The following is a 24,311-nucleotide window of genomic DNA, read 5'->3' as shown; positions in this document are numbered from 1 at the left end:
GGCTCCATGTCCGCCGGTGCGGGTCTGCCTGGGCTCAGCCGAACATGCCGACCTTGTAGTTGCCGGCGGGCTGACGCGTGATGATGTTGATGCGGTTGTAGGCGTTGATGACGGCGATGAGGGTGGTCAGCGCGGCGAGCTGGTCCTCGTCGAAGTGCTTGGCGGCGTTCGCCCAGGCCTCGTCGTCGACACCGCCCGCGGCGTCCGCGACGCGGGTGCCCTGCTCGGTCAGTTCCAGCGCGGCGCGCTCGGCCTCGGTGAAGACGGTCGCCTCCCGCCAGGCGGCGATCAGATTGAGCCGTTCCGGGGTCTCCCCGGAGTGCGTGGCCTCCTTGGTGTGCATGTCGGTGCAGAAACCGCAGCCGTTGATCTGGCTGGCGCGCACCTCCACCAGATGCTGAACGGTGGTCGGAAGATCCGAGCCCGCCAGCACCTTGCTGACGGCCATGAGGTTCTTCATCGCCTTGCCCGCGAGCGGATTGGCGAAGTAGTTGAGTCGTGCGTCCATCGGTGCCCTCCTGGCAGTTGCTGTTACGCACTACTGACCGGACAGGCCGCCCGAACGTGACAGCAGCCTTTCTGCCGTGCAGTGCCAAGGGCTGTCACGAGGTGCCGGCGGGTCGCGCAGGACTACCTGCCGGGACGCGGAGCGGGTCAGGAGCACCGGCCGGTGTCACACGACGCGCGTGAGGTCTGTCAATGGACTGGGGGATGCCGTGTCTGCGGAGGGGGAGGACATCGGATGGAACATGCGGAAGTGCTGCCGGTCACGGAGTTGCTCGACGAGCGCCGGCACCTGCTGGAAGTCGCCTGCGGGATGCTGGGCGGCTCCGGCGCGGCCGAGAGCGTCGTCGGAGACACCTACCGCCGGTGGTACGGGCTCTCCGAGGCGGAGCGCGCGGAGGCCTCGACTCCCCGGAACTGGCTCACGAAGACCGTGGGGGAGATCTGTCTGAGCCTGCTCGCTCACCCGCGCCCGGGTGGGAGCTCCGTCGTGGGACGCCCGGAGGCCGAGTGCGTCGAACTCGCCGACCGCGCCCGCCACAGCGTCCGGATGCGTCGCTCCCGCTCCACCTCACCGGCCGAGCACGATCTCCTCGCCCGAACCGTCCGCGAGGCCTGTGCGAACGAGGACGCAGAACTGCTGGAGTCGCTCCTGTGCCCGGACGCCACGGCGTTCTTCGACGGCGGCGGCAAGGTTCGCGCACCGACCGGGCCCGTGCACGGCAGCCGTCACGTCGCTCGCGGTCTGCTCGTGCTCCTGGCCCGCCATCCCCGTACGACCCTCACCGCCCAGTCCGTCAACGGGCGTACCGGACTCGTCGCGCACTACGACCGCGAGGCCGCCGCCGTCATCAGCTTCGACGTCGCCGCACAGCACGTGGCACAGGTCTGGATCGTCCTCAATCCCGACAAGCTACGTTCCTGGAAGCACCTGCCGGCTCCGGGCGACCGCGGCTCCTGAACGTGCCTCAGCCGTGGGACGGTTCGGCGGGAGGCGGTGTGTCCGCCGGTGCCGCCGGCACGTGGAGGCGGGTGAGGCTCACGGTGCCCGGTGCGGCCGTGTAGACGACGAGGCGCTGGGACCGGTCGGGGTCGAGGAGCGTCTGGCAGTCGAGTTCCAGCAGTCCGAGCCGCGGGTGCACGAAGCGCTTGGTCGCGCAGTGGGGTCCCGGCACGAGATGCGCCCGCCACAGGGCGGCGAACTCGGGGCTCTCCTGGTTCAGCGCGTCGACCAGGCGCGCCGTGGGCGAGTCGGCTCCGTCGTGGGTGTAGGCGTCGCGTAGGTCGGCCGCCATCAGACGGCTCTGTACGGCGTGCTCGCTCTCGGGACGGATGAGCCGGGAGGTCGGGTCGGTGAACCAGCGGTAGTGCGCGCTGCGCGCCAGCCCGGCGTGGGCGCTCTCGTCGCCGAGCAGCGCCGTCGCGGGGCGGGTCTGCGCGAGAGTCTCACCGAGACGGTTCATCACCTGGGCGGGCGTGTCCCCCAGCCGGTCGAGGATGCGCGACATCCCGGCACTGATGTGGTCTGCGCGCCCCTCCCGTCGAGGTGGGGCGTGGCCGGCGGTGCGGAACAGATGGTCCCGTTCCTCCGGTGACAGGCGCAGGCCCCGGGCTATCGCCGCGAGCACCTGCCCGGAGGGGCGGGGGCCCCGCGGCTGTTCGAGACGGCTGTAGTAGTCGGCCGACACGTCGCACAGTGCCGCCGCCTCCTCACGGCGCAGGCCGCGGGTACGTCTGCGGCGTCCGCGGGGCAGACCGACGTCCTCGGGCTGGAGGGCCTCCCGGCGGGTCCGCAGGAACGCCGCCAGCGCTGCTCGGTCCGCCATGGCTTCTCCTTGTCCACACCGATTGTCCACACCGAAGACCCCGCTCGCTCGCGCCCGGCGGCAGGGCCGGCACGGAGTTCATTCGTTCAGCGATGCCGCGTACGGCAGCAGCTTGGCGGGGTTCATCACCCACATGAGCCGGTCGATGCCGTCCACGGAGACGTCGACGGTCAGCAGGGCCACGGCCTGTGCACCGGAGGACAAGAGCACCGCGGGCCGGCCGTTCGCCTCGACCCAGCGGATCTCCTTCCCCGGCCAGAAGCGTGGCGCGAAGGCGGCGAGATACCGCGAGACGTGGGTCCGTCCGACGACCGGGATCTTGGACGCGCCGCGGAGTCCGTTGCCGTCCGCGTAGCTGACGACGTCCGTGGTGAGCACGTCCTCCAGAACCGTGAGATCGCCCGTCTGCGCGGCGGAGAGGAACACTTCCAGGAAGTGCCGGTGGGTCACCGGGTTGACCCGCTCCCTGCGCTCGGCGGCCAGGTGCCGGCGCGCACGGCTCACGAGCTGGCGGGCGTTGGACTCGCTCGTCTCCAGCATCTCGGCGATCCGTGCGTAGGGATAGTCGAACGCCTCCCGCAGCACGTAGGCGGTGCGCTCCACCGGGTTCAGCTTCTCCAGCAGCAGCAGAACGGCCATCTCGACGGCCTCGGCCCGTTCGGCACCCAGCTGGGGGTCGTGCGTGGTGTCGACGGGCTCGGGAAGCCAGGGGCCGATGTAGGACTCCCGCCGGACCCTGGCCGACTGGGCCAGGTTGATCGCCAGGTGGGTCGCGGTCGTAGCCAGGAAGGCCGCGGGTTCGCGGACCTTCGAACGGTCGGTGTTCTGCCACCGCACCCAGGTCTCCTGGACCACGTCCTCGGCCTCCGCCGCGCTGCCCAGGACGCGATACGCGATACCGAAGAGTCGCGGTCGTGCCGCAAGGAAGTCCCTCGTCGCTTGATCGAGAGTGTCGGGCCGCGCGCCGGCGTGCATGGATCGTCCCCTCTGGCCTCGTCACCGACCATGCTACAAGCGCGTCCAGATCACCTGCTCGAAGGGTGTGACTTCCGAGGAGTGGGGCGCGAAAACGTACACACGCTGTCACTAGGTGTGTCCATGTGTTCTGGCCGGAGACCGGCGTGCCCGGGGGACGGGCGTCCCGGGGCACCCCGCGCGAAAGTGCCGCGCTCTCGGCAGCGGAGCAGTTGGAGGAGTGGGCCCCCGCGGACGAGCACAGGACATCCGGGCTGTCACACCGTCGCGCGCTCGACTGTCGCATAGGCAGAGGCATTTCGCTTCCGGCCCCGGAAGCGGATGCGAGTCGTGGACGGAAGGAGAGGATTCCCATGTTGCTCGAGATAGAGCGTCCTCTCGACGGGCCGGCGCCGCGGCATCCCGAGTGCTCTGTCGCCACGCAGAAGTGGCTGGTGGGACTGCCGTTCCATGCTCGCGGCCGCCAGACCGTCTGGATGTACTACATCGTCGACCGGGCCCGGGACCGTCCGCAAGCGGTGTGGGCGGCCAAGGCCCGGGCCGGCAGAGAGGCGGACGGCCGGTGCCGGGGCGGGCCGGCCCCGGAGGCCGGCCCGGTCGAGGTGCGGAGAATCATGGAGGACCCCATAGGGAACGTCACTCTGGGCTGTTCTTGAGGTCATCGCGCATCGGCGTGGCGTCGTCCTGGCCGGAGTACTCCGTGCCGCGCAGCCGCGCCAGCCTCTCCGCCGTCGCCCGCATGTCCGCATCGAGCATGTCGAGGGCCTCCCCGAGTACGAAGGCGTGGGCCTCGAGTTCGGCGGCCCGGGCGGCCAGGGCCCGCCTGGCATCGGCGTCGAAGTGCATGGCGCGCGTCCTTTCGGCATCAGGGACCTGGGCGGCCGTCGCCGACCGTCACCCACACTGACCGTGCAGACCGCGAAGCTGTGACACGAGGATGCTTCCAGCAGGGCGAGCGTCTGCGCGCGGGACGCGGGCCACATCCGGAACGTCCCGGGGTCTCTGACGGACGGCCGGGTGTGGAACCCGCTCACCGACCGCGTCCGGCAGCGGGTGGGCCCTCGGTGCGGCTCAGGTGTGCGCTGAGCCGTACCGGAGGGCCGGGAGGGAACCGCGCCTTGTCGGCGTCAGTCGTCCTCCCAGTTACGAGGAATTCGGTGTCAGCACCCGTGAGTACGACGCTCTCGCCGTTCTCGCCGGGGGAGCGGGCGTCGCAGGCCAACAGGTCCGTGCCGTGGCGCGGGCGATCGGCCTCAGCCCGTCCGCCACCAGCCGCCTCCTCTCCCGCCTTCGCGACCGTGATCTCATCGCCGTCCAGGTCGGCCATCGTGATCACCGCACCCTGGACATCCAGTTGACCCCTGCGGCACACGAAGTCGTCCGCAGGGGTCCCGCCGCGCTGGAGAGGATCACCACGGCCGCGATCGCAGCGCTGAGCGCCGCGGACCACGACCCGGTCCTTGTGGAGTGGCTGCGGACCGACAGGCCCTAGCCGGGGCCGGGAACCCCGGCCCGTGCGGACAAGCCGGATCCGGGGGCCGTGCCGGCCTTGATTCCCCTGAGCAGACCGGTGGACTGACCCACCTCGATGAGGTAATCGTCCGGATCGCGCAGGTAGCAGCGGAGCTCGGAGCCACGGTCGACCGGTTCGGAGAGAAAACGGGCACCCTTCGCGACCGCGTGGGCGTAGAACGCGGCCATGTCGGCGACGCGCACGTTGAGGAAGCCGGAGACCGGCGAACCGCTCCGGGGCACCTCCAGCGTGACGTCAGGTTTGTCGGGGGTGGGTCCGCCTCCGGGATTCATGATGATCCAGCTGTTGGCGACCTTCAGGATCACCGGGTTCTCCTCCATCACCACCTCGCCGCCGAAGACGTCCGCGTAGAACTGCCGCGAGGCGGCGACGTCCCGCACCGTGAGGAAGTGGGTGAGGAGAAGGCCGTGCTCGGGGGCGGGGAGACCGCCGTGGGCTGCCATCGTTCGTCGTCCTTTCGTTGCCGGTCGGTCGGGGGTGTGTGGACCGAGGCGGCGCACCGGCCTCATCACATGCGGTGCGCCCTGCGGTGACACTGACCGTGTGCGGACTCCTTCTGTGACGGGTCGTTACGGGGGAGGGCAAGCCAGGGGGACGGAACGGTACTGGTCCGGCCGGCTGAGGCCGGGGTCTGTCACAGATCCGACGCGTGCTCGGTCAGTCCCCGTGGAAGCAGGTGGTCCCGAAGTCCGGCCACCATCGTGCGCCGGACGGCCAACGTGCCGGTGCGGTGCGCTCGAGCCAGGGAAGGTGCGTCAGAGTGTCAGAGAATGGACAGCACAGTCACGGTCACGGTCACGGAGGCCACGGTCACGGGACCGGCGATGCGGACGGCCCGGGCTGGACCAGGGCGGCCAAGCTCCTCCAGGACGCCGCGCCGATCACGGTGCCGGAGGGTGCCTCGGCGATGACCATCCATGTCGCGTGGGAGCCCGGTGACCCCGGCACTCCGCCGCACCGCCACTCCGGGCCGGCGTTCGGATACGTCACCAAGGGCGCGGTCCGCTTCGAGCTCGAGGGTGAACCGGAGCGCATCGTCGAGGCCGGCGGCACATTCTGGGAGCCCGGCGGCGATGCCATCCACTACCAGGACGGCAACGCACTGAGCGACGCCAGGACCGAATTCGTGGTCACCATGATGTGTGCTCCGGGCAAGCCCATGCTCGAACTCGTCGACGAGGAAGAACTCAAGCAGCGCGCACACCTGCGCGCCCCGCGGCCCACCGCCTGATCCCCGGCCGGCCGACGGTTCCGGACATCGGATACCGCTCAGGACGAGGAGACGAGCGGACATGAACGCCTCCGACCTGGTTCACGTGTTGCTCACCGCGCTCTTCGCGGCCGCCGCCGTGAACGGGGTGCGCCGAGCGGCATCCGGTGCGGCGGGACGGCGCGGACGCGGAGACCAACTGCTGCATGCCGCCACGGCTTCAGGCATGGCGGTCATGCCATTTTTCGCGGTCGCGGCCCCTGGTTCCCGCTCACCGTCATCCGTCGGCACCAGGAGTCCCGCGTAGCCGTCCTCGTCAGGCGACTGCCCGCCACGACCGGTATGGCCGCCATGACGCGGATGGCATGCCCGGCCCGCGAGGCAGGGCGCCGGACCCCCGGCCGCCGCACACCACAGCACCGTGCCGGGCCACCCGGCACACCCCTCGTCCGCCGCCCAGGCGGTCACCGCCGTACTGGCCCTGTATTTCCTGGTGTACGCCCTGTCGAGACCGGTCCGCGTCTTGCCCGGTCTGTGCGCCCGGAGGGGCCCTTCCGCCGACCCGCTCGACCGACACGAGCCCTACGCGACCTTCTGGGGCGGATCGACGGCGCTGGGCAGGCCATCACGCTGCTCGTGCCCCACCGACCCGCACCGCACCGCCGTCCCGCTCGTCGTGTCGAAGCCCGTGATCCCGATTCGATTCCCGCGAGGTACCACCATGGCAAGTGAAAGCGTTCTGCACCCGAGCCTGATCGTCCCGGTCGGGCACGTCGAGCCCGTCCCGCGCCGCGTCCGGGGTCTCATCGGAGGAAGCGTCGTCTTCGACAGCCGCCGCGCGCTCTACGTGTGGGAATGGCGTGCCTACCCGCAATTCAGCATCCCGGTCGAGGACATGCTCGAAGCGACGCTCGTCGACGACCATCACACCGAGCACCGCGGTGCGGGTCCTGCACGCCGTCACACGTTGCGGGTCGGTTCCGAAGTCCGTGAGGGCGCGGCCTGGGTGTGGGACCGGGACGCCCCGGACGCGCTGCAGGGTACGGTGCGATTCGAATGGGATGCGCTGGACTCCTGGTTCGAGGAGGACGAACCGGTCTTCGTACACCCCAGGAGTCCGTACTCCCGGGTGGACGCCCTGCGTTCGTCGAGCAGTGTCCGGGTGGTGGTGGACGGGGTCGTGCTGGCGGACGCGCCCAACTGCGTGAAACTGTTCGAAACAGGGCTGCCGACGCGTTACTACGTCGAGCGCATGTACGTCGACTGGACCAAGCTGCGGCACTCGGCGGTGGTCACCCGGTGCCCCTACAAGGGGACGACGAGCGAGTACTGGTCCTTCGACGGCGCGAGCGGTGCCCACGAGGCCATCGCCTGGGCCTACGACTTCCCGACCATCCACGCCAACCGCGTGGCCGGCCTCGTCGCGTTCTACAACGAACACGTCGATCTGTACGTCGACGGCGTGCTGCTGCCGCGGCCCGCCGATCCCTTCCGCGAAGCCGTTCCCGAGTAGCGCCCCTCCGGAGCGTGCGCCCGGTCCTGTCCGTCGGTGTATGCTGAACACATCGTTCACAACATCATGTTCGACACGGTTACCGTGATGATGTTGTGACGTGCCACCTGCCCGGAAACCGAGCGGGTGCGGTGCGCCGGGTGTCGTCTTTTCCCCCGGAGACGACGCCCGGCGCCACGTGGCCGGGCGGGAAGCGACCGAGGCTCTCATCGCCCGGACGAGGGCTGTCAGGGCCGCTTCGCACGGTAGAGGCCGCGGCCCGTCCGCCGGACACGTGAGGTCCCGACCAGCCGGTCGAGCGTGCTCCTGACCGCGTTGACGCTCGCACTGTCCTGGTCGCGGCCCAGAGCCGCGGCGATGTCCCTGGCGCGGACGTCGGCGTCACCGAAGTGGTCGAGGTACTCGAGAATCTGCTCGGTCAGTCTGCCGTACTGCCTGCCGCCGGTGCGAGGCCCGGTCGTACCGCTGTTCACGTCGGGTTCCGGGGAAGGCGTGTCCTGCCGAGCCTCGGCAGGCGCTTCAGGACGGTCATGATCCGTGACCGCCGCACCGGCTGATCTTGGTGTCGGTCGCTGCGCCGCCTCGTGCACGAGGGTCTCGATGGCGTCGAGTGTCCGCCGTACGGAGCCGAGATGGGCCACGACCGCGGCGAGTTCCCTCTCCAGCGCCTGCTTCTGGATCTCCAGGCGAGCCAGATCCTCCTGGAGGTTCTCGGCGGTGATCTCGAGGTTGTGCGTTGCGTGGCTTGCGGAGACCATGTGTCCTCTCGTCCTCGACGCTTTTCGCTGCGTGCCTGTGCGGCACACCTCCGTTGTGATGCGGCCCATGAGCCGCGGAGCTCGTGCACACAACATCATAGGGCGGACGATGCACCGTCGCCGAGGGATCGTGCTGGGTGGTGAACCGACGATCCTACGAGGTGATCACGGTGGTACGGCTGAGTGAGCCGCCGAACGTCACACTGTCTGTGCCCGGCGCAATCGATTCGATGCAGGCACCGGAACACGATGTGCGAGATCCTGGCGTGGGACGTGCAGACGGTGCAGACTCCGTGCAGGCGGTCGACCCGCAGGCATGTCACCGCGTCCAGGACGCCGCCGTGGGTGTGGAGGGGTGCGGATGGATTCCGTCGGCGATGTGCTGTCAGTCGCGGAAATGGTGGAGGAGCGGCGGCTCCTGGTGGACGTCGCGCATCGGCTGCTCGGCTGCAGGATCGCGGCCGGGAGCGTGGTCGACGAGGTGCATCGGCGCTGGTACGGGCTGTCCGAAGGGGAGCGGGCGGAGATCGGGCAGCCGCGTTCCTGGCTGGTGACGAACGCCCGGCACGTCTGTCCGCCGCGACTCGCCGGACCGCCGGACGAGCGTTCCGGTACGCCCGGGGAGTCCGCCGCGCGGTGGTTCCGGGTGCGGGAACGGGTCGTACAGCCGGAGCCGGAGCCGGAGTGCGACGACTACGACTGCCCCGTCTGCGTGAGTCACAGCGCGCGGACACGGCACACACGGCCCACGACGCAACAGCACGCCGCGCTGAGCGGCGCCCTGCGGGATGCCTGCATGGCGCAGGCCACGGAGGCTCTGGCGGCCCTGCTCGCACCGGACGTGAGCGTCTTCTTCGACGGGGGAGGCAAGGTTCGGACCCTCGCCCACCCCGTCCATGGCAGCCGGCGGGGCGCCCGGAGTCTGTCGATCCTGCTGGCCCCGCAGCGCCGCACTGTCCTGGACACCCGTCCCGTCAACGGACGGACCGGTCTTGTCGTCCGTTACGACCGTCAGACGGCCGCGGTCCTCACGCTCGACGTCGCCGGCTCCCACGTCATCCAGGTCTGGGTCACTCTCAACCCCGACAAACTCCGTTCATGGAACCGGCCCGCGTGAGTTCCGACCGGCCGGGTTCGGGCCGAGCCAGGGCATCCGGGGACGGTGCGCCCGCTGACAGCCCGTCCTCGTGGCTCGCGCTCCTACTCCACGAAGTAGGAGTCGTGTCTGTCGAAGAACGCGGACCGTTCCTCCTCCGAGGCGTTCCCCAGCCGGGACACCTGCTCGAAGTACTCCTCACGCGGGGCGCCCGGAGTGAACAGCAGCAGCATGTCCGCAGGCGCGTCGGAGTCGTTGCGGAAGGCGTGCAGACCGCCCTGCGGTACATGGAGGAAGTCACCCTTGCGGGCGTCGACCCACTGCACGCCGTCGAAGACACGCACCGTGCCCTCCAGGACGTAGAACGACTCCGAGATGCGCTTGTGGAAGTGCGTCTTGGGCCCGCCCGCCCGCGGTTTCATCTCCACTCGGTACAGCCCGAACTCTCCCCGGGTCACGTCCGTGGTCGCCAGGTAGTGGAGGGCGTCCTTGCCCGTCCCGCTCTCCCCGAGGTCCGGTGGGGTGCTCGCAGGGCGGAAGACGGCGCTGACCTCACCGTTCTCGCCCCAGTACTTCTGTTCAGGGTAGGGGTACGACATGGCTTGGATCCTTTCCTGTCGCGTACGCGGGTGACGTGTCGGTGCGGTCCACTGAGCGGCACCTCCACCCATCAGACCGTCTGGCGCCGGCCGATGTGACACCGGGATTCTTCGGTGGCCGCCAGGGCGCCTGCTCTCGCGGACGATGCGGCGGCCGGGCGTGGCGGCGGTGGCTTCAGCCGGCCCGCGGACGAGGCCGACCGCGGTCAGCGGGTGATCGCCTTGGTCTCCAGGAACTCCTCGATGCCGGCGTGACCCATCTCCCTGCCGTTGCCGGACTGCTTGTAACCGCCGAACGGCGCCTGGAAGTTGTGCTCTCCGCCGTTGACGTCGACCTGGCCGACGCGCAGACGCCGTGCGATCGCCATGGCGTGTTCCTCGTCCCCGGTGACGGCGGCGTTGAGGCCGTAGACGGTACCGTTGGCGATCTCGACGGCGTGGTCGTCGTCGGTGTAGGGGATGACGGTCAGAACGGGGCCGAAGATCTCCTCCTGCGCGATGACGGAGTCCGGGTCGACGTCGGAGAAGATCGTCGGTCTCACGTAGGCGCCGGTCTCGAATCCCTCCGGCCTGCCGGGCCCTCCGAACGCGAGGGTGGCGCCGTCGGCGACACCGCGCCGAATGTAGCCGTCGACACGCACGCGTTGCGTCTCCGACGCGACCGGACCGATCCGGGTCGTCTCGTCGCCGGGCGCACCGACCGTGTATGCCGGCGCGGCGGCACGCAGCTTCTCGACGACGGCCCGCTGCAGGTGCTCGGGTACGAGCATGCGGGTGTAGGCGCCGCACGCCTGGCCGGCGTTGGCCCAGGCGTAGGCCAGCCCGCGCCGGACGGCGAAGTCGAGGTCGGCCTCGGGCAGGACGATGTGGGCGGCCTTGCCGCCGAGTTCGAGGGCCACCCTCTTGACGGTCTCGGACGCGGCGGCGGCGACGCGCCTGCCGGCACGGGTGGAGCCGGTGAACGAGATCATGTCGATCTTCGGATGGCGCACGAGTGCTTCGCCGACCACGGGTCCGGTGCCCTGCACCACGTTGAACACACCGTGCGGCAGACCGGCCTCGGCGGTGATCTCCGCGAACATCCGGGCGCTGGCGGGGGACAGCTCCGAGGGCTTGAGCACGACGGTGTTGCCTCCCAGCATCGCCGGGACGACCTTGGTCACCACCTGCTGGAGCGGGAAGTTCCACGGGGTGACGGCTCCCACGACGCCGATCGGCTCACGGACCACGAGCGAGTTCTCCACCACCCGCGTCCACTCGTACGTCTGGGCCGCGGTGACCGCGGCGAGTGTCGAGGCGACGGGAAAGCCGACCTGCGCCTGCCGGGAGAAGCTGATCGGAGCGCCCATCTCCAGGGTGACGGCGGCCGCGAGTTCCTCGGCACGCTCCTGCATTCCCCGCGCCAGGCCCCGCATGATCGCGAAGCGGCTCTCCGGCGGGGTGGACGACCACGTGGGGAAGGCGGCGAGCGCGGCTTCCACGGCCTCGTCCACCTCGTCGGCCGTGGCCTCGTGCACGACGGCGCTCACGGAATCGTCAGCCGGGTTGACGACATCGATGAGGGGCCCGCGGCCGATCACGGGGCGCCCATCGATCCAGTGGGACGGTACGGGGAGGAGATCTTCACGGTGGGTGTTCATGCCGCCAAGACAACCGTGCACGGGAGGAGGGATCCATGTTCCCCCAGAGCTATGATCTACGTCACTGCGTACCCGGGCACCAGCGCGGCACGCTGCGGTAGCTGTCATGCGCGGACGAGTGCCAGTACCTCGTCTCGTATGCGGTCGAGGGTCGATGACTCCGTCGCTTCCACGTTGAGCCGCAGCAGCGGCTCGGTGTTGGAGGGACGCAGGTTGAACCACCATGTGGGGGCGGAGACGGTCAGGCCGTCGAGTTCGTCGGTGGTGACACCGGCACGCCCGGCGAAGTGCTCGCGCACCGAGACGAGGGTGGAACGCGTGTCGCGGACGGTGGAGTTGATCTCCCCGGATGCCGGCATGCGCTGATAGCGGCGCATCAGACCCGACAACGGCTCCGCTTGGGAGCCCAGAGCCGCGATCACATGGAGGGCGGCGAGCATACCGGTGTCCGCGTTGTAGAAGTCCCGGAAGTAGTAGTGGGCCGAGTGCTCGCCGCCGAACACCGCGTTCGTCCTGTTCATCTCGGCCTTGATGAACGAGTGACCCACACGTGTGCGGACCGGCGTGCCGCCGTGCTCGCGGATCACCTCGGGCACCGTCCTCGAAGTGATCAGGTTGTGCAGCACCGTGCTTCCCGGATGACCGGCGAGCAGCCGGACGGCGATCAGCGCGGTCACCGCCGACGGGGTGACCGCCTCACCGCGCTCGTCGACGACGAAACAGCGGTCGGCGTCACCGTCGAAGGCGAGGCCCAGGTCGGCTCCCTTCTCCCGTACCGCGTGCTGGAGGTCGACGATGTTGGCCGGGTTCAGCGGATTGGCCTCGTGGTGGGGGAACGTCCCGTCGAGCTCGAAGTAGAGGGGGATGATGTCGACCGGCACGTTGCTGAAGACGGTCGGCGCGGTGAGCCCGCTCATTCCGTTGCCGGCGTCCACCACGATCCTGAGCGGGCGGATACCGGAGAGGTCCACGAGCGAGAGCAGGTGGGCCGCGTAGTCCTCCAGCATGTCGCGCTGCCTGATCGAACCCGCCGGACGGCGCGGTGCGGGCAGTTCCCCGCCCGCGGCCCAGCGTTCCACGAGGGCGCGGATGTCCAGCAGTCCGGTGTCCTGCCCGATCGGCGCCGCGCCCGCACGGCACATCTTGATGCCGTTGTAGCGAGCGGGATTGTGGCTGGCCGTGAACATCGCACCGGCCTGCCCCAGACTGCCGCTGGCGAAGTACAGCTCGTCCGTGGAACACAGGCCGATCTCGGTGACGTCGGCTCCCTGGCCGGCGGCGCCCCGCGCGAAGGCCGCGGCAAGGCCGGGTGAACTGGACCGCATGTCATGGCCCGTCACGATGGCCTCGGCGCCCGTCGTCTCGACGAAAGCCGCGCCGAACAACTCGGCAAGCCCCTCGTCGAGTTGTTCGGGTACGACACCTCGGACGTCGTACGCCTTCACCACTGCGGACAGGTCGGTGACTGACAGGTCTCTCACTGCGGGTACTCCTCAAGAACGATCCAGACGGCGGTGTCCTGCGGGACGTCCCGGCCGTCGAGTGGTGCGCTGGACAGCAGTACCCGGGCACGGTCGTCCAGCCTGACAGGTCGCGCACCGAAGTTGACCAGGCACCGCAGGCGGGCCGACCGGTCGAAGGCGAACCATTCGCCGCTCGCGGGACCCCGCACCCGCAGCCCGGTGCGCATGGGCGGATGGGCGCGCCGCAGGCGCAGTGCCGCGCGGTACAGCGTGAGCATGGAGAAGGCGTCGTCCCGCTGAGCCGCCACGGTGAGAGCGCCCCAGTCCGAGGGCTGCGGAAGCCAGCAGCTCTCGGGGTCCGCGTCGCTGAAGCCGTACGGCGGGACACTGCCCGTCCAGGGCAGGGGCACCCGGCTGCCGTCGCGTCCTCGGTTGCGGTGCCCGGAGCGTTCCCACAAGGGGTCGCGGATCCGGTCGTCCGGCACGTGGGCCTGCGGCAGGCCGAGTTCCTCGCCCTGGTACACATAGGCCGCCCCGGGAAGGGCGAGCATCAGCAGTGCCGCCGCACGAGCGCGCCGCTCGCCGAGCCGGCCGCCTCCGTAGCGGGTGACCGGACGCACGGCATCGTGACTGGACAGAACCCAGGTCACGGGAGCGCCCACCGCGGACATGCCGTGCACGGACTGCTCGATCACGTCGCGCATCGCGGCTGCGTCCCAAGCGCACTCCAGGAAAGCGAAGTTGAAGATCTGCTGCATCTCGCCGGGCGCGACGTAGCGGGCCAGCCGCTCGCGGTCGAAGACGCCCGCTTCGGCGACCATCACCCGCTCGTGCGGCGGCACCGCCCCCACGGGGGCGGGGTGGCGGTCCAGAAGGGCCCGCCACCTCCGGAAGAGCGGGTGCAGCTCCTCCTGGTCGTAATAGGGCATCAGATGATTGCGGTGGACGTCCTGGTGCTGGCCGGGGCCCGCGTCGGGCAGGCCCTCGGCCTTGAACAGGGTGTGCGCGACATCGACGCGGAATCCGTCGACGCCCTGGTCCAGCCAGTGCTCGAGTATCCGCTCGAACTCGGCGGCCACCTCGGGGTTGCGCCAGTTCAGGTCGGGTTGCTCCGGGGCGTGCAGGTGCAGGTACCACTGGCCGGGGAGGCCGTCCGCCTCGTCTATCCGGGTCCAGGCGGGACCGCCGAAGGCGGACTGCCAGTCGTTCGGGGGCAGTTCACCCTTCTCTCCGCGGCCGTCCCGGAAGATGTAGCGCGCTCTGGCCGGAGTCCGCGGGTCGGCGGCGACCGCCTCGCGGAACCAGGGGTGCTGGTGCGAGGTGTGGTTGGGGACCACGTCCACCAGGACCTTGATGCCGAGCGCGTGTGCCTTCGCCACCAGGGCGGCGAAGTCGGCAGGGGTTCCGAGGTCGGGTGCCACACCGGTGTGGTCGGCGATGTCGTAGCCGCCGTCCGCCAACGGCGAGGGATAGAAGGGGGTGATCCACACGGCGTCCACGCCCAGTTCGGCCAGATGCTCCAGCCGGGCGGTGGCGCCGGGCAGATCGCCGACGCCGTCGCCGTCGCCGTCGGCGAAGGCTCTGGGGTGGATCTCGTAGCAGACCGCCTCCCTCCACCATGGGGAAGGCGGGACAGGCGCGGGTGTCAGCGTCATCACGCTTCTCCGGAGAGGACGGGTGCGGTGACCATGACGGTCCGGCCGCTCCGTGCGGAGCGGGTCGCGGCGTCGGCCACGGCGACCGCGGTCAGGCCGGACGTGGCGTCCGCCTGCGGGGTGCCGCCGTGTTCCGCGCTGTGCAGGAGGTCCGTCATCGCGGCCCGCACGCTCTCGGCGTACACGTGCTGCTTGCGGGCCTCCCCGCCGAGGCTGACGACACACTCCACCCGGTGCGGCACGCTGCGTCGCACACCCCGGCCGCGGGCCGGGTCGGGCGACCCGGCGTCGCGGGTCACGGACACCGTCACACGCTCCTGCCCGTGCGGCCGCAGACCGTCGACGGCGAGCAGTTCGGCTGCCCGTGCGGGCAGCGCCTCCCAGCGGGCCGCGCCCGCCTCGTCGGTCCACGCGGTGATCGTCGCGTGGGTGGGGATCCAGCCGGTGACACGAGCCTCGGCGAAGCCGTAGTCGAGACGCATCAGCTGACGCTCCGCGCGGTGGGCGTGCGTGAAGGAGTGGGTGTGGGTGGCGACGGCCCCGCCGGGGTGGACGGCGGTGGCGACCACGATGTCCACCGGGCCGTCGGTGCGCCGCGCCTCCGTGCCCTGCACCTGGAACGGGACGCTGCCCATCAGGGCGTTGGCCGCGTCGAAGAAGTGCACGCCGTGCTCGACGTGGATGCCTCCGCTGCGCGCCGGGTCCCAGAACCAGTGGCCGGGCCCGAGGTCCTCGTCGGAGGCGTCGTTCTCGAAGGCGAACCGCCGCAGCGGGTCGAGCAGTTGTTCCTGCCCGAGCCGCTGCAGCAGCCGCAGGAGAGGGTTGTAGCGCAGGACATGGTCGATCACGAACACCCCGCGCGAGCCGCGGGTTTCCGCCTCGACTCGCGCGGCGTCCGCCACGCTGAGCGCCATCGGCTTCTCGCAGAAGACGTGCTTGCCCGCCCGTAGTGCGGTGACCGCGGCGTCCGCGTGCGCGGCCGGCGGGGTGGCCAGCACGACCACATCGACGTCTGTCGCTGCGGCGACGTCCTCCACGCTCGCGTGGACGGCCGCGCCGTACCGGTCGGCGAGCACCTGGGCCCGCCGCCGGTCGGCGTCGGCGCACGCGACGACCCGCAGCGCGGGGATGTCGTGTATCGCGTCCAGTACGAACGTGCCGAAGGCTCCGCAGCCGACCAGAGCGACGCGGCGCCCGGTGCGGCCGGAGGTCACTCGGACCGGTCCAGGCGGGCGACGCCGATGTGCGCGTCGGCCATGCCGTAGAAGACGTACCGTACGCCGTCGATCTCCTCCACGGCGGTGGGGAAGACCACGTTGGGCACGGTGCCGGAGCGCTCTTCCTCGGTCTCCGGGGCCATGAGCGGCTCGGCGGTGCGGGCGATGACACGGGCGGGGTCCGCGGGGTCGAGGATCATCGCACCGGCCGCGTAGTTGACCGTCTGCACCTGCGCGAAGGGATCCTCGATGGTGCCGGAGACGCCGTGGTGGATGAGCAGCCAGCCCTCGTCGACCCGGATCGGAGCCGGGCCGGCGCCGATCTTGAGCTCCTCCCACGCGTACTCGGACAGCGCGACCAGACGGTGGTGGCGCGGCCGTGTCAGGGCGCCGAGGTCCTGCTTGACCTCGTCGACCGGAACGTAGGAGATCCAGATGCCCGGGCGCTCGTCGGTCACCCCGGCCGGCAGGTGAACCCCCTCGCCGGGCCGGAACCAGCCGAGGTCCCACATCGGGCGGTGCAGCATGGCGTAGTACATGGCGCCGTCCGGGCCCGGTACGGGCTCGGGGAAGTGCACGACGTCCTTGTTGGGGAAGAGATTCAGATCGGTGTCGAGGTCGGGCTGGTAGGCGAACTGGATGGGGCCCAGACGCTCCCAGTGGACCAGGTCCTCCGAGACGGCGAGGGCGGGCTTGGGCCCGAGCGGCCCGTAGGCCACGTAGGACATGACGTGCCGGCCGAGGTCCTCGATCCAGGTGGTGCGGGGGTCCTCCACACCGGCGTTGTTCTTGCCGCGCTCCCAGCCGGCGTCGGGGGCGAGAACCACGCCGCGGCGCTCGACGCCGGTGGGCACGCCGTTGTCCAGGGTGACCTCGGCGAGGCCGACGCGGGAGACGTTGCCGTCGGAGACCAGCCGCGGCAGCAGGTGCAGCCGGCCGTCGGGCGTGCGGCCGGAGGCCGGGTTGAGCACGCCCTCGACCTCGTTGGCCTCGCCCGGCAGTGGGGACATCACGACGCCGACCCGGGTCAGGGTGTAGGGGACGGGGGTGGTGGTGCTGTGGGACACGGAAGGTCAGCCCTTCGTTGCTGAGTCGATGTCGGTGGAGTTGAACCGGCGCTGGAAGACGAGATAGAGAGCCACCGCGGGCGCGGCCAGGACGCAGGCTCCGGCGAGGATGGTGCCGAAGGGGTTGGCGGCGGCGGACGCGACGGTGCTGATGTAGTTGGCCAGCGAGACGGCCAGCGGCTGCATGTCCTGCCGCTTGGTGACGAGGAACGGCCAGAGGAACTCGTTCCAGGGGCCGGTGAAACTGAGCAGCACGACCGACAGGAGGGCCGGCTTGCACAGCGGCAGCGCGATGCGCAACAGGATCTGCAGTTCGTTCGCGCCGTCGATGCGGGCCGCCTCGAACATGGCGGCCGGCAACTGGAGGAAGAACTGGCGGAAGATGAACACGGCGCTCGTGTTGATCGCGAACGGCAGGATCATGCCGAGGTAGGAGTCGGCGAGTCCGTAGTCGCGGACGATCAGCACGTACAGCGGGATCAGCAGCAGCTGGAACGGCACGACCTGGACCAGCAGCACCAGGGCGAACGTGGAGCCACGGCCGCGGAACTGCAACCGGGCCAGGGCGTAGCCGGCCAGCAGGCCGAACACGGTGGTGCAGAGGATGACACCGCCGGTGAAGATGCCGGAGTTCACCAGCGAACGGCCCAGCGAGATCGCCGAGTCGATCGCCGCGTAGTTGTGCAGGGTCAGGTTGGACGGATTGGGGAACGCCCCGGAAGGACTGGAGTCGGGCTCCTTCTGGAGGGATCCGATGATCATGTAGTAGAAGGGGAAGAGGAAGGCGAACGCCCCGATGAGGAGGGCGACCCGCGATCCGATCGCCCGGCTTCGGCGGCGCGGGGTCCGGTCGGTGCCGGGGCGCTCGTCGGTGGGGCGGGCTGCGACGTCGGTGGTCATCTCAGTCCCTTTCCACGAGGCGTCGGTAGGCGAGTGAGATGGCGGTGATCAGCACGACGAGGATCACGCCGATCGCCGCGGCCTCGTCCGGGTGTCCCTGCTGCAGACCCCGCTGGTACATCAGCAGCACGGGCGAGGTCGTCGCGCCGTCGGGTCCGCCGCCGCTGGTGAGCAGGTAGGGCTCGGTGAAGAGGTTGGCGCCGGTGATCGTGGCGAGGATCAGGACCAGCAGGGTGGCGGGCCGCACCGCGGGCACCGTGACCGAGCGGAAGATGCGCAGCCGTCCGGCCCCGTCGATGGCCGCCGCCTCGTAGAGCTCGTTCGGCACGTTCTGCAGCGCCGACAGGTACAGCACCACGAAGAAGCCCAGTTGCTTCCACGCCACGAAGATCGCCACGACCGGCATCGCGAGGTGGGAGTTGACCAGCCAGGACGGGCTCGGGGCCAGGGGGCCCAGCGCCTGGTTGACCAGGCCGTCGTTGTTGAACAGGAACAGCCACACACCGACGACCGCCACGCTGGCCGTGATGTAGGGGATGTAGTAGGCGGTGCGGAAGAAGGACCGCAGGGGCAGTTTCTTGTTGAGCGCGTTGGCCAGGACCAGCGAACCGACCACGGTCAGCGGCACGTTGATGACCAGGAAGACGGCGATGTTGAGGAAGGAGCGCCAGACGTCCGGGTCGGTCAGCACCGTCGTGTAGTTGTCCAGGCCCACGAAGGGCCGGTCGACCTGCACGCCGGGCGCGGCGAAGTAGTAGTCGTGGAAGGACATCCACACGGCGAAGCCGAGGGGATACACGAAGATCGCCGCGAGGTAGATCAGGTACGGGGAGACGAAGAGCATGCCGATGGGCTGGTGGCCGCCCAGCCGCAGCCGCCACGGTGAGCGTGGCGTGGGCGGCTTCGTCGTCCCCCCGCCGGCGTGGCGGCGCCGGCGGGCGTCAGAGGTGGTGGTGGACATGGCGACTGCTCACTCGCCCTGCGCCAGTTCGTCCACCTTGGCGGCGGCGGCCTTGAGGGTCGCGGAGACGTCGCCCTTGCCGAAGATCACGGCCTTGGAGTACGCGTCACGGAAGGTCTGCCAGACCTCGACGGAGTTGGGGACGTTGGGCGCCTCGATGGTGTGTTCCGCCTGCTGCGCGAAGGCCGCGTACTGCTTGTGCGAGGCGAAGTAGGCCGGGTAGGCGCTCGTCAGGCCGGTGCGCATGGGCATCTGGCCGGTCGCCTCCAGCAGCTGACCGTCCTGGTCCTTGCTGGTGGCGAACTTCATGACGTCCCAGGCCGTCCCGCGGTTCTTGCACGCCGTGAACATGCCGATGGACTTCTCGTCGCTGAAGGTGCCCTTGCCCGGGGCGCCGTCCGCGGTGGGCACCGGTACGGCGCCCCACTTGACCTTGTCACCGTAGACGGAGACCGCCCAGGGGCCCACGGTGGCCATGGCGGCCTTGCCGTCGGCGAAGGCGTCGCCGTTGTACGTCTCGTTCGGTGCCAGGTGCTCGGAGTACATGGTCTTCCACAGCTCGGCGGCCTTGATGCCGTCGGCCGAGGCGAACTGCGCCTTGCCGTCCTCGACCAGCTGCTTGCCGGTCTGCGCCGTGAACATCGGGTAGTAGTCGAACCAGGACTGGTAGAACTCCGACGACGGAGCCGGCCAGATCGCCGCCTTGGCCGCCTTGGCGGCGACCAGCTTGCGCGAGGTGTCGAGGAAGTCCTGGTAGGTGGAGAGCTTGGGGTGCTCCGGGTCCAGCCCTGCCTTCTTGAAGAGCGCCTTGTTGTAGAAGATCATCACGGGGTTGCTCTTCCACGGCATCTGGTAGTACTTGCCGTCCGGCGACGCGTACTGCGACAGCTTGTCGCCGACCCGGGCCTGCAGGTACTTCTTGCCGTCGGGGAAGTCGTCGAGCGGGACGAGGCCGCCCTGCTTCTGGAACCCGGGCACGGCGGCCGGGGCGGTGTTGAGGACCAGGCAGGGGGCGTTGCCGGCGGTGATGGCCGCGCCGATGACCTCTTCGGAGCTCTTGCCCGCCGGAATCTCCTGGGCGGTGACCTTCTCCTTGGGGTGGGCGGCGTTCCAGGACGCCACCATCTTCTTGCCCCACGCGACTTCCTGCGCGTTGTTGGAGTACCACACGGTGATCGGTCCGTGCGCGTCGTTGGAGGTGCCCGAGTCGGAGCCGCCGCTGCCGCACGCGGAGAGCGTCAGCGCGGCCACCGGCAGCATGACGAGGAGGGCCTTCTTCATTGGAGGTTCCGTTTCTTGCTGGATGAATGTTTTGCGGTACGGCCCGGCCGGTGTGGGTCGCCCGCCCCGTCCCGGGGGCTTCGGCGCATCGGCGTGCCGCGGGTCATGTGTCTCAGCGCACCGGCGCGGGGCCGGTGGAGCCGCGCACCACGAGAGTGGCCGGCTCGAGTTCCTGGTCGCTGGTGCTGCCGGTCTCGATCAGCTCCACCAGGGCCTGGGCGGACGCCCTGCCCCAGGAGACCGGATTGGAGCGGCAGGTGGTCAGCGACGGGTTGGTGTACGACGCGAGGGGTACGTCGTCGAAGCCGACCACGGACAGGTCCTCGGGCAGTCGCAGTCCGGCGTCCTGGGCGACCGCCATGCCGGCCGTGGCCGAGAGGTCGTTGCCGTAGACGATCGCTGTCGGCGGGCTCGGCTGCCGCAGCAGCCTGCGGGTGGCCACTGCTCCGCCCTCGGCCGTGAAGCCTCCCGGCAGTAACGTTCCCTTGGGCAGGCCCGCGTCGGCGAGGGCGTCGCGCCAGGCCTGGCTGCGGCGCCGGGCGTGGACGAACTCCTCGGGCCCGGCCACGTAGGCGATGTCGCGATGTCCCAGTTCGATGAGGTGGCGCACGGCCTCCCGCACGGCCGGACGGTCGTCCAGACCGACCGACGGCAGGCCGGTCCCGGAGTCCGGCGTCCCCACCGCGACGGCCGGCAGGCCGAGCTCGGCGACCAGCGCGGGACGGATGTCGTCGTGGCGCAGGTCGGTGAGGAACACACCGTCCACACGGCGGTCCGCGGCAAGTCTGCGGTAGGTGTCCACCTCGTCCTCGGGGCGGCTCATCTGCAGCATCAGTCCGTCACCGGTCTCCGAGATCACCGTCTCGATCCCCGCCATGAACGCGGGGAAGAACGGGTCGGTGCCGAGGAGCTCCGGCTCGCGCGCCAGCACCAGTCCGACGGCGCGGGCACGGCCCGTGGACAGCGCCCGGGCGCTGGAACTCGGCGTCCACCCGAGTTCCTCGGCCGCGGCACGTACCCGGCGCTGTGTGTCCGACGCCACGCCAGGTCGGTTGTTGAGCACGAAGGAAACGGTCGCGCGGGAGACTCCGGCCAGGCTGGCCACGTCACCGATGGTGGGTCGACGGGACATACGCACCGCTTTCGTTCGACGGCAGGGCGTTCACGGCAGCTCGGGGCTGCCGTGTCGGCTCGGCGGCGCGGGGCACCGCCTCGGCGTTTAAACCGGTTTGAATGACAGGTCCGTAGCCTCCGCGTAAAGAACGCGACAAGTCAAGGGGGGAAGAGAAAGTCGTACAATTTTTTACATATAAACCGTAATGTCCGAGGGGTGTAAAAGGTGAGGGCCGGTCCTGGTGGGGTTCGCCACACCCCGCACCGGACGTCCTGACGTTTGCTGGTGCGAAGCATTTTCTCCGGAAGGTGGCGAGGTGGCCGGATGTGGCAGGATCCTGCCTGTGAATGGGGTTCTCCCGCCTGACTCGGGTACGGCAGGCATCGAACTGCGGTCTGTCCTGGAGCGCCTCGACGTCGGAGTCGTGGTACGTCGCATGGCCGCCGGGTTCGACCAGCTGACGGCCTATACGAGCTTCGAGTGGCCGGTGGACCGGACGGCCGTGGTGCGATGGAACGTCGAGTTGCTGTTGCGCTGGATGATCAACGGATCTCCGCCCGACGACTATTTCCGGGCCGAACTGCACGAGTTCCTTCGCGCTCGCGCCATCGCCGGCCAGCCGATCGAGGACAGCATCCTGGTCTACCGCCGTGGTGTCCGGATGTTCTGGGAGGCGCTGCTCGACTTGGCCGGCGACGAGGACCGTGCGGTGCTCCTCGCGGAGTGGGACACGGTCTGGAGTTGTCTGGAGGACTACCTCGACCTGGTCGTGGACGTGTTCGCACAGGCCTACGCCGACCAGCGGGACGCGCCCTCGACGGTCGGCGACCGGCGTGCCCGTGCCCTGTTCGACAGGCTGTGCGCGCGACTTCCGGTCACGATCGAGGACCGGGAGCGGGCCGCTCGGCTCGGGTTCGACCTGATGGATCCGTACTACCGGCCGTTCACCTCCCGGCTGGCCGGGGCTTCGGCCGGCAGCCACGCCGGCCTTGCCGCACGGCTGCGCGCGCAGGGGGCTCTCGCGTTCACCGAGGGGTTGCGGGTGACCGGTCTGACGCCGGAACGGTTCGGCTGGGCGCCGTTCCTGGAGGACCCGCGGCTGATTCTGGCGCAGGACCCGCCACTCACCCGCGACCGGCTCGGGGCGGCTGCCGACGGCCTGAGGGCGCTGATCGCCATCGCGGCCCGGTCCGGGCGGCGGGGCCGGGTGCGCGTCGACGACTACCTGCCCGAACTGCTCCTGGCCGATTCGCCGGGAACCTCCGACCGGTTGGTCCAACGGGTCTTCGGCCCGCTGGAGCGGGCCGAAGCCGTGGACCTGTCGGACACGTTGCGATGTCTTGCTCTCCACGGCTTCGACAACACGGCGGCCGCGGCCGCCCTGCCGGTGCACCGCAACACGCTGCTGTACCGGTTGGGCCGGATCGAGAAGCTGACGGGCCTGTCGCTCAAGGAGCAGCGTGACCGGACACTCGTGCTGCTCGCCGTCATCTGGGAAGGCGTGGCCGCGGACGCGCAGTCGGCCTCACGGCATCCGAACCCTTTCGCATAGGCGGAGCGCGGGCGGCGTGCCGCTTGGATCAACTCCGGGGGCTGGGTGGGGACATCGGGTGCGGGGGAAGGATCAGACCGGTCGGTCGAGGTACCGGATCCGGCGTGCCAGACCGAGTTGCATGGCGCCGAGCATGATCAGCCACAGTCCGGCGAGGAAGGAGAGTGTCAGCAGCGAGGACTCCGGCCGGACCAGCAAGGTCAGGCCCGCGAGGACACTGAGAAGCCCGATGAAGACGATCCATCCTCGTCCGGGCAGACCCGGGTGGTCGATCGCCGCGAACACGGCAGTGAAGCCGTCCACGATCCAGTAGACCCCGACCAACAGCCCCAGCGCGAGCACGGTGATGAGAATGTGCCGGACGGCGTACAGCCCGAGCACCAGACTCACCACTCCGAGGACCGCTGTGAGCGTGCGGGCGGTGCCCGTCTCTCCCAGGCTTGCGGATCCCACCAGACGGAAGAGCCCGGTGGCGATCAGCTGGACACCGAGGATCACGGCGACAATCACCAGAGTGGGACCGGGCCACGACACCGCGGTGACGCCCGCGGCGATCGAGAGCAGCCCGTAGAGCAGGTGCCACGTCCAGGAACCGCCCAGGCGGGCGAGGGGACTCTTGTTCATGCCGTGAAGCTAGCGATGCCTGTGGTGGGCGAACTCCCGAAATCACGCCCCGTCTTCGTGCCCCTGCACAAGACCGAAGGGCGTTCAATGACGAGGCTGGAAGCACACACGGAAGTGAGTCCGTGCCCCGGGCCGGTCCGCACGACCTGCCGACCGTGGTCCCGGCCTGGCCGTGTCGGAGGCGGTCACCGGTGTGCGGCCCGATAGGGCCGTGGAAGAAGTGCCGACAGGCTTGCGGCCGTTGAGGACGGGAGAGTACGAGGACATGGCTGGTGTCGTTGACTGGGAGAGCTTCGGCGTGATGACGGGTGGTGCCAGCGGCGCGCTCACCGGCCTGCTGTTCGTCGCGGTGTCCCTGAACGCGGACCGGATCGCCAGGCATCCGGGTCTGCGGGCGATCGCGGCGCAGACCCTCGTGCTGTTCATCGCGCCGCTGGTCATGGCGGCGGTCTTGCTGACGCCTCGCCAGCCCGGCCGGGCGGTGGGCGCCGAGCTCATGGCCGCGGGGCTGTGCGGTGGACTGAGTCTGTTCGTCATCGGGCGGCGAAGGCGGGCTCCGACGCCTGCCGACGAGAGGCCGGCCGGCGTCTTCGACCGCCGCGACACCGGCATCGTCGTCATGTTGCTGCTGGTGGTCAGCGGAGCGGTCGTCGCATCCGGCACACCCGCGGGGCTGTACGTGCTGCTGCCCGCGTCGCTGGTGGCGTTCGTGAGCGGTGTGCTGAGCGCGTGGAACTTCCTGCTCCCTCCACCGGACATGCTGTGACGGCGGTGCGCCGGCGTCTCCTCCCCGGTCCACGCCGGACCGTGTCAGCACCGACG

The 24,311-nt window shown here is 69.9% G+C and carries 25 protein-coding genes; 8 read left to right on the top strand and 17 right to left on the bottom strand.

Annotated features, from left to right (window positions below; translation table 11 throughout):
* Nucleotides 1-34 precede the first annotated feature (34 nt).
* On the bottom strand, nucleotides 35-508 hold the full coding sequence (locus tag ACFXI4_RS06210) for a carboxymuconolactone decarboxylase family protein (RefSeq protein WP_384988549.1): 474 nt from the start codon (nucleotides 506-508) through the stop codon (nucleotides 35-37).
* Between the two features lie 234 nt (nucleotides 509-742).
* Here ACFXI4_RS06210 and ACFXI4_RS06205 point away from each other — a divergent pair, with 234 nt between their 5' ends.
* Nucleotides 743-1,465: an RNA polymerase subunit sigma gene (locus ACFXI4_RS06205; RefSeq protein ID WP_384988548.1), complete on the top strand. Its 723-nt coding sequence runs from the start codon at nucleotides 743-745 to the stop codon at nucleotides 1,463-1,465.
* A gap of 7 nt (nucleotides 1,466-1,472) precedes the next feature.
* On the opposite strand, the gene ACFXI4_RS06200 is transcribed toward ACFXI4_RS06205, so the two are convergent.
* Both ACFXI4_RS06200 and ACFXI4_RS06195 read right to left on the bottom strand, forming a co-directional pair.
* Nucleotides 1,473-2,330, bottom strand: coding sequence for a helix-turn-helix transcriptional regulator (locus ACFXI4_RS06200; protein ID WP_384988546.1), 858 nt, complete (start codon nucleotides 2,328-2,330; stop codon nucleotides 1,473-1,475).
* 78 nt (nucleotides 2,331-2,408) lie between these two features.
* Nucleotides 2,409-3,305, bottom strand: coding sequence for an RNA polymerase sigma-70 factor (locus tag ACFXI4_RS06195; RefSeq protein WP_384988545.1), 897 nt, complete (start codon nucleotides 3,303-3,305; stop codon nucleotides 2,409-2,411).
* A 353-nt stretch (nucleotides 3,306-3,658) separates the two neighbouring features.
* Between ACFXI4_RS06195 and ACFXI4_RS06190 the strand changes: the two genes are divergently transcribed.
* Nucleotides 3,659-3,961, top strand: a complete 303-nt coding sequence (locus ACFXI4_RS06190) for a hypothetical protein (protein ID WP_384988543.1) — start codon at nucleotides 3,659-3,661, stop codon at nucleotides 3,959-3,961.
* On the opposite strand, the gene ACFXI4_RS06185 is transcribed toward ACFXI4_RS06190, so the two are convergent.
* Nucleotides 3,942-4,151 carry a hypothetical protein gene (locus ACFXI4_RS06185; RefSeq protein ID WP_362725299.1) on the bottom strand — a complete coding sequence of 70 codons (210 nt, stop codon included), beginning with the start codon at nucleotides 4,149-4,151 and terminating at the stop codon, nucleotides 3,942-3,944. The two genes, ACFXI4_RS06190 and ACFXI4_RS06185, sit on opposite strands and share 20 nt — an antisense overlap.
* Before the next feature lie 229 nt (nucleotides 4,152-4,380).
* Between ACFXI4_RS06185 and ACFXI4_RS06180 the strand changes: the two genes are divergently transcribed.
* Nucleotides 4,381-4,797, top strand: a complete 417-nt coding sequence (locus ACFXI4_RS06180; RefSeq protein ID WP_384988541.1) for a MarR family winged helix-turn-helix transcriptional regulator — start codon at nucleotides 4,381-4,383, stop codon at nucleotides 4,795-4,797.
* On the opposite strand, the gene ACFXI4_RS06175 is transcribed toward ACFXI4_RS06180, so the two are convergent.
* Nucleotides 4,794-5,282, bottom strand: a complete 489-nt coding sequence (locus ACFXI4_RS06175) for a VOC family protein (RefSeq protein WP_384988540.1) — start codon at nucleotides 5,280-5,282, stop codon at nucleotides 4,794-4,796. The genes ACFXI4_RS06180 and ACFXI4_RS06175 overlap by 4 nt on opposite strands.
* A 317-nt stretch (nucleotides 5,283-5,599) precedes the next feature.
* Between ACFXI4_RS06175 and ACFXI4_RS06170 the strand changes: the two genes are divergently transcribed.
* Together ACFXI4_RS06170 and ACFXI4_RS06165 are read left to right on the top strand one after the other, a co-directional pair.
* Nucleotides 5,600-6,070, top strand: coding sequence for a cupin domain-containing protein (locus ACFXI4_RS06170; protein WP_384988538.1), 471 nt, complete (start codon nucleotides 5,600-5,602; stop codon nucleotides 6,068-6,070).
* Between the two features lie 700 nt (nucleotides 6,071-6,770).
* Nucleotides 6,771-7,562, top strand: a complete 792-nt coding sequence (locus ACFXI4_RS06165; protein WP_384988537.1) for a DUF427 domain-containing protein — start codon at nucleotides 6,771-6,773, stop codon at nucleotides 7,560-7,562.
* Between the two features lie 227 nt (nucleotides 7,563-7,789).
* Here ACFXI4_RS06165 and ACFXI4_RS06160 read toward each other — a convergent pair whose 3' ends face one another.
* On the bottom strand, nucleotides 7,790-8,320 hold the full coding sequence (locus ACFXI4_RS06160; RefSeq protein ID WP_384988535.1) for a hypothetical protein: 531 nt from the start codon (nucleotides 8,318-8,320) through the stop codon (nucleotides 7,790-7,792).
* 361 nt (nucleotides 8,321-8,681) lie between these two features.
* Here ACFXI4_RS06160 and ACFXI4_RS06155 point away from each other — a divergent pair, with 361 nt between their 5' ends.
* Nucleotides 8,682-9,437 (top strand): RNA polymerase subunit sigma, encoded by a 756-nt coding sequence (locus ACFXI4_RS06155; protein ID WP_384988534.1) that lies wholly within the window; start codon nucleotides 8,682-8,684, stop codon nucleotides 9,435-9,437.
* A gap of 83 nt (nucleotides 9,438-9,520) precedes the next feature.
* Here the strand turns inward: ACFXI4_RS06155 and ACFXI4_RS06150 are convergent, their stop codons facing one another.
* The 10 genes from ACFXI4_RS06150 to ACFXI4_RS06105 all read right to left on the bottom strand — a co-directional run bounded on the left by ACFXI4_RS06150 (nucleotide 9,521) and on the right by ACFXI4_RS06105 (nucleotide 21,331).
* Complete coding sequence (locus tag ACFXI4_RS06150; RefSeq protein WP_384988533.1) at nucleotides 9,521-10,015, bottom strand: cupin domain-containing protein; 495 nt, start codon at nucleotides 10,013-10,015, stop codon at nucleotides 9,521-9,523.
* A gap of 206 nt (nucleotides 10,016-10,221) precedes the next feature.
* Nucleotides 10,222-11,655: an aldehyde dehydrogenase family protein gene (locus ACFXI4_RS06145; RefSeq protein ID WP_384988531.1), complete on the bottom strand. Its 1,434-nt coding sequence runs from the start codon at nucleotides 11,653-11,655 to the stop codon at nucleotides 10,222-10,224.
* A gap of 104 nt (nucleotides 11,656-11,759) precedes the next feature.
* A complete protein-coding gene (locus ACFXI4_RS06140) occupies nucleotides 11,760-13,127 on the bottom strand; it encodes a phosphomannomutase/phosphoglucomutase (protein ID WP_384988644.1) in 1,368 nt (455 codons plus the stop codon).
* 5 nt (nucleotides 13,128-13,132) lie between these two features.
* The gene (locus ACFXI4_RS06135; RefSeq protein ID WP_384988529.1) at nucleotides 13,133-14,773 is read right to left on the bottom strand and encodes a glycoside hydrolase family 13 protein; all 1,641 of its coding nucleotides are present in this window, start codon (nucleotides 14,771-14,773) and stop codon (nucleotides 13,133-13,135) included.
* The gene (locus ACFXI4_RS06130; protein ID WP_384988528.1) at nucleotides 14,773-15,987 is read right to left on the bottom strand and encodes a Gfo/Idh/MocA family protein; all 1,215 of its coding nucleotides are present in this window, start codon (nucleotides 15,985-15,987) and stop codon (nucleotides 14,773-14,775) included. The genes ACFXI4_RS06135 and ACFXI4_RS06130 overlap by 1 nt, the downstream gene beginning before the upstream one ends.
* Nucleotides 15,984-17,057 carry a glycosidase gene (locus ACFXI4_RS06125; RefSeq protein WP_362715003.1) on the bottom strand — a complete coding sequence of 358 codons (1,074 nt, stop codon included), beginning with the start codon at nucleotides 17,055-17,057 and terminating at the stop codon, nucleotides 15,984-15,986. Before ACFXI4_RS06125 ends, ACFXI4_RS06130 begins: the two co-directional genes overlap by 4 nt.
* Nucleotides 17,058-17,063: 6 nt before the next feature.
* Nucleotides 17,064-17,957: a carbohydrate ABC transporter permease gene (locus ACFXI4_RS06120; RefSeq protein ID WP_362715000.1), complete on the bottom strand. Its 894-nt coding sequence runs from the start codon at nucleotides 17,955-17,957 to the stop codon at nucleotides 17,064-17,066.
* 1 nt (nucleotide 17,958) lies between these two features.
* Nucleotides 17,959-18,918, bottom strand: coding sequence for a sugar ABC transporter permease (locus ACFXI4_RS06115; RefSeq protein ID WP_362714997.1), 960 nt, complete (start codon nucleotides 18,916-18,918; stop codon nucleotides 17,959-17,961).
* Between the two features lie 9 nt (nucleotides 18,919-18,927).
* Nucleotides 18,928-20,199 (bottom strand): extracellular solute-binding protein, encoded by a 1,272-nt coding sequence (locus tag ACFXI4_RS06110; RefSeq protein ID WP_362714994.1) that lies wholly within the window; start codon nucleotides 20,197-20,199, stop codon nucleotides 18,928-18,930.
* A 112-nt stretch (nucleotides 20,200-20,311) separates the two neighbouring features.
* Nucleotides 20,312-21,331, bottom strand: coding sequence for a LacI family DNA-binding transcriptional regulator (locus ACFXI4_RS06105; protein ID WP_384988525.1), 1,020 nt, complete (start codon nucleotides 21,329-21,331; stop codon nucleotides 20,312-20,314).
* 325 nt (nucleotides 21,332-21,656) lie between these two features.
* On the opposite strand from ACFXI4_RS06105, the gene ACFXI4_RS06100 reads away from it, so the two are divergent.
* A complete protein-coding gene (locus tag ACFXI4_RS06100; RefSeq protein WP_384988524.1) occupies nucleotides 21,657-22,865 on the top strand; it encodes a PucR family transcriptional regulator in 1,209 nt (402 codons plus the stop codon).
* Between the two features lie 72 nt (nucleotides 22,866-22,937).
* On the opposite strand, the gene ACFXI4_RS06095 is transcribed toward ACFXI4_RS06100, so the two are convergent.
* Nucleotides 22,938-23,489, bottom strand: coding sequence for an HdeD family acid-resistance protein (locus ACFXI4_RS06095; RefSeq protein ID WP_384988522.1), 552 nt, complete (start codon nucleotides 23,487-23,489; stop codon nucleotides 22,938-22,940).
* Between the two features lie 265 nt (nucleotides 23,490-23,754).
* Here ACFXI4_RS06095 and ACFXI4_RS06090 point away from each other — a divergent pair, with 265 nt between their 5' ends.
* Nucleotides 23,755-24,255, top strand: a complete 501-nt coding sequence (locus tag ACFXI4_RS06090; protein ID WP_384988521.1) for a hypothetical protein — start codon at nucleotides 23,755-23,757, stop codon at nucleotides 24,253-24,255.
* Nucleotides 24,256-24,311 lie beyond the last annotated feature (56 nt).

Origin of the sequence: Streptomyces sp. NPDC059224, assembly GCF_042754285.1 — a bacterium.
Classification (GTDB): domain Bacteria; phylum Actinomycetota; class Actinomycetes; order Streptomycetales; family Streptomycetaceae; genus Streptomyces.
This window is presented reverse-complemented; position numbering and strand designations above follow the sequence as displayed.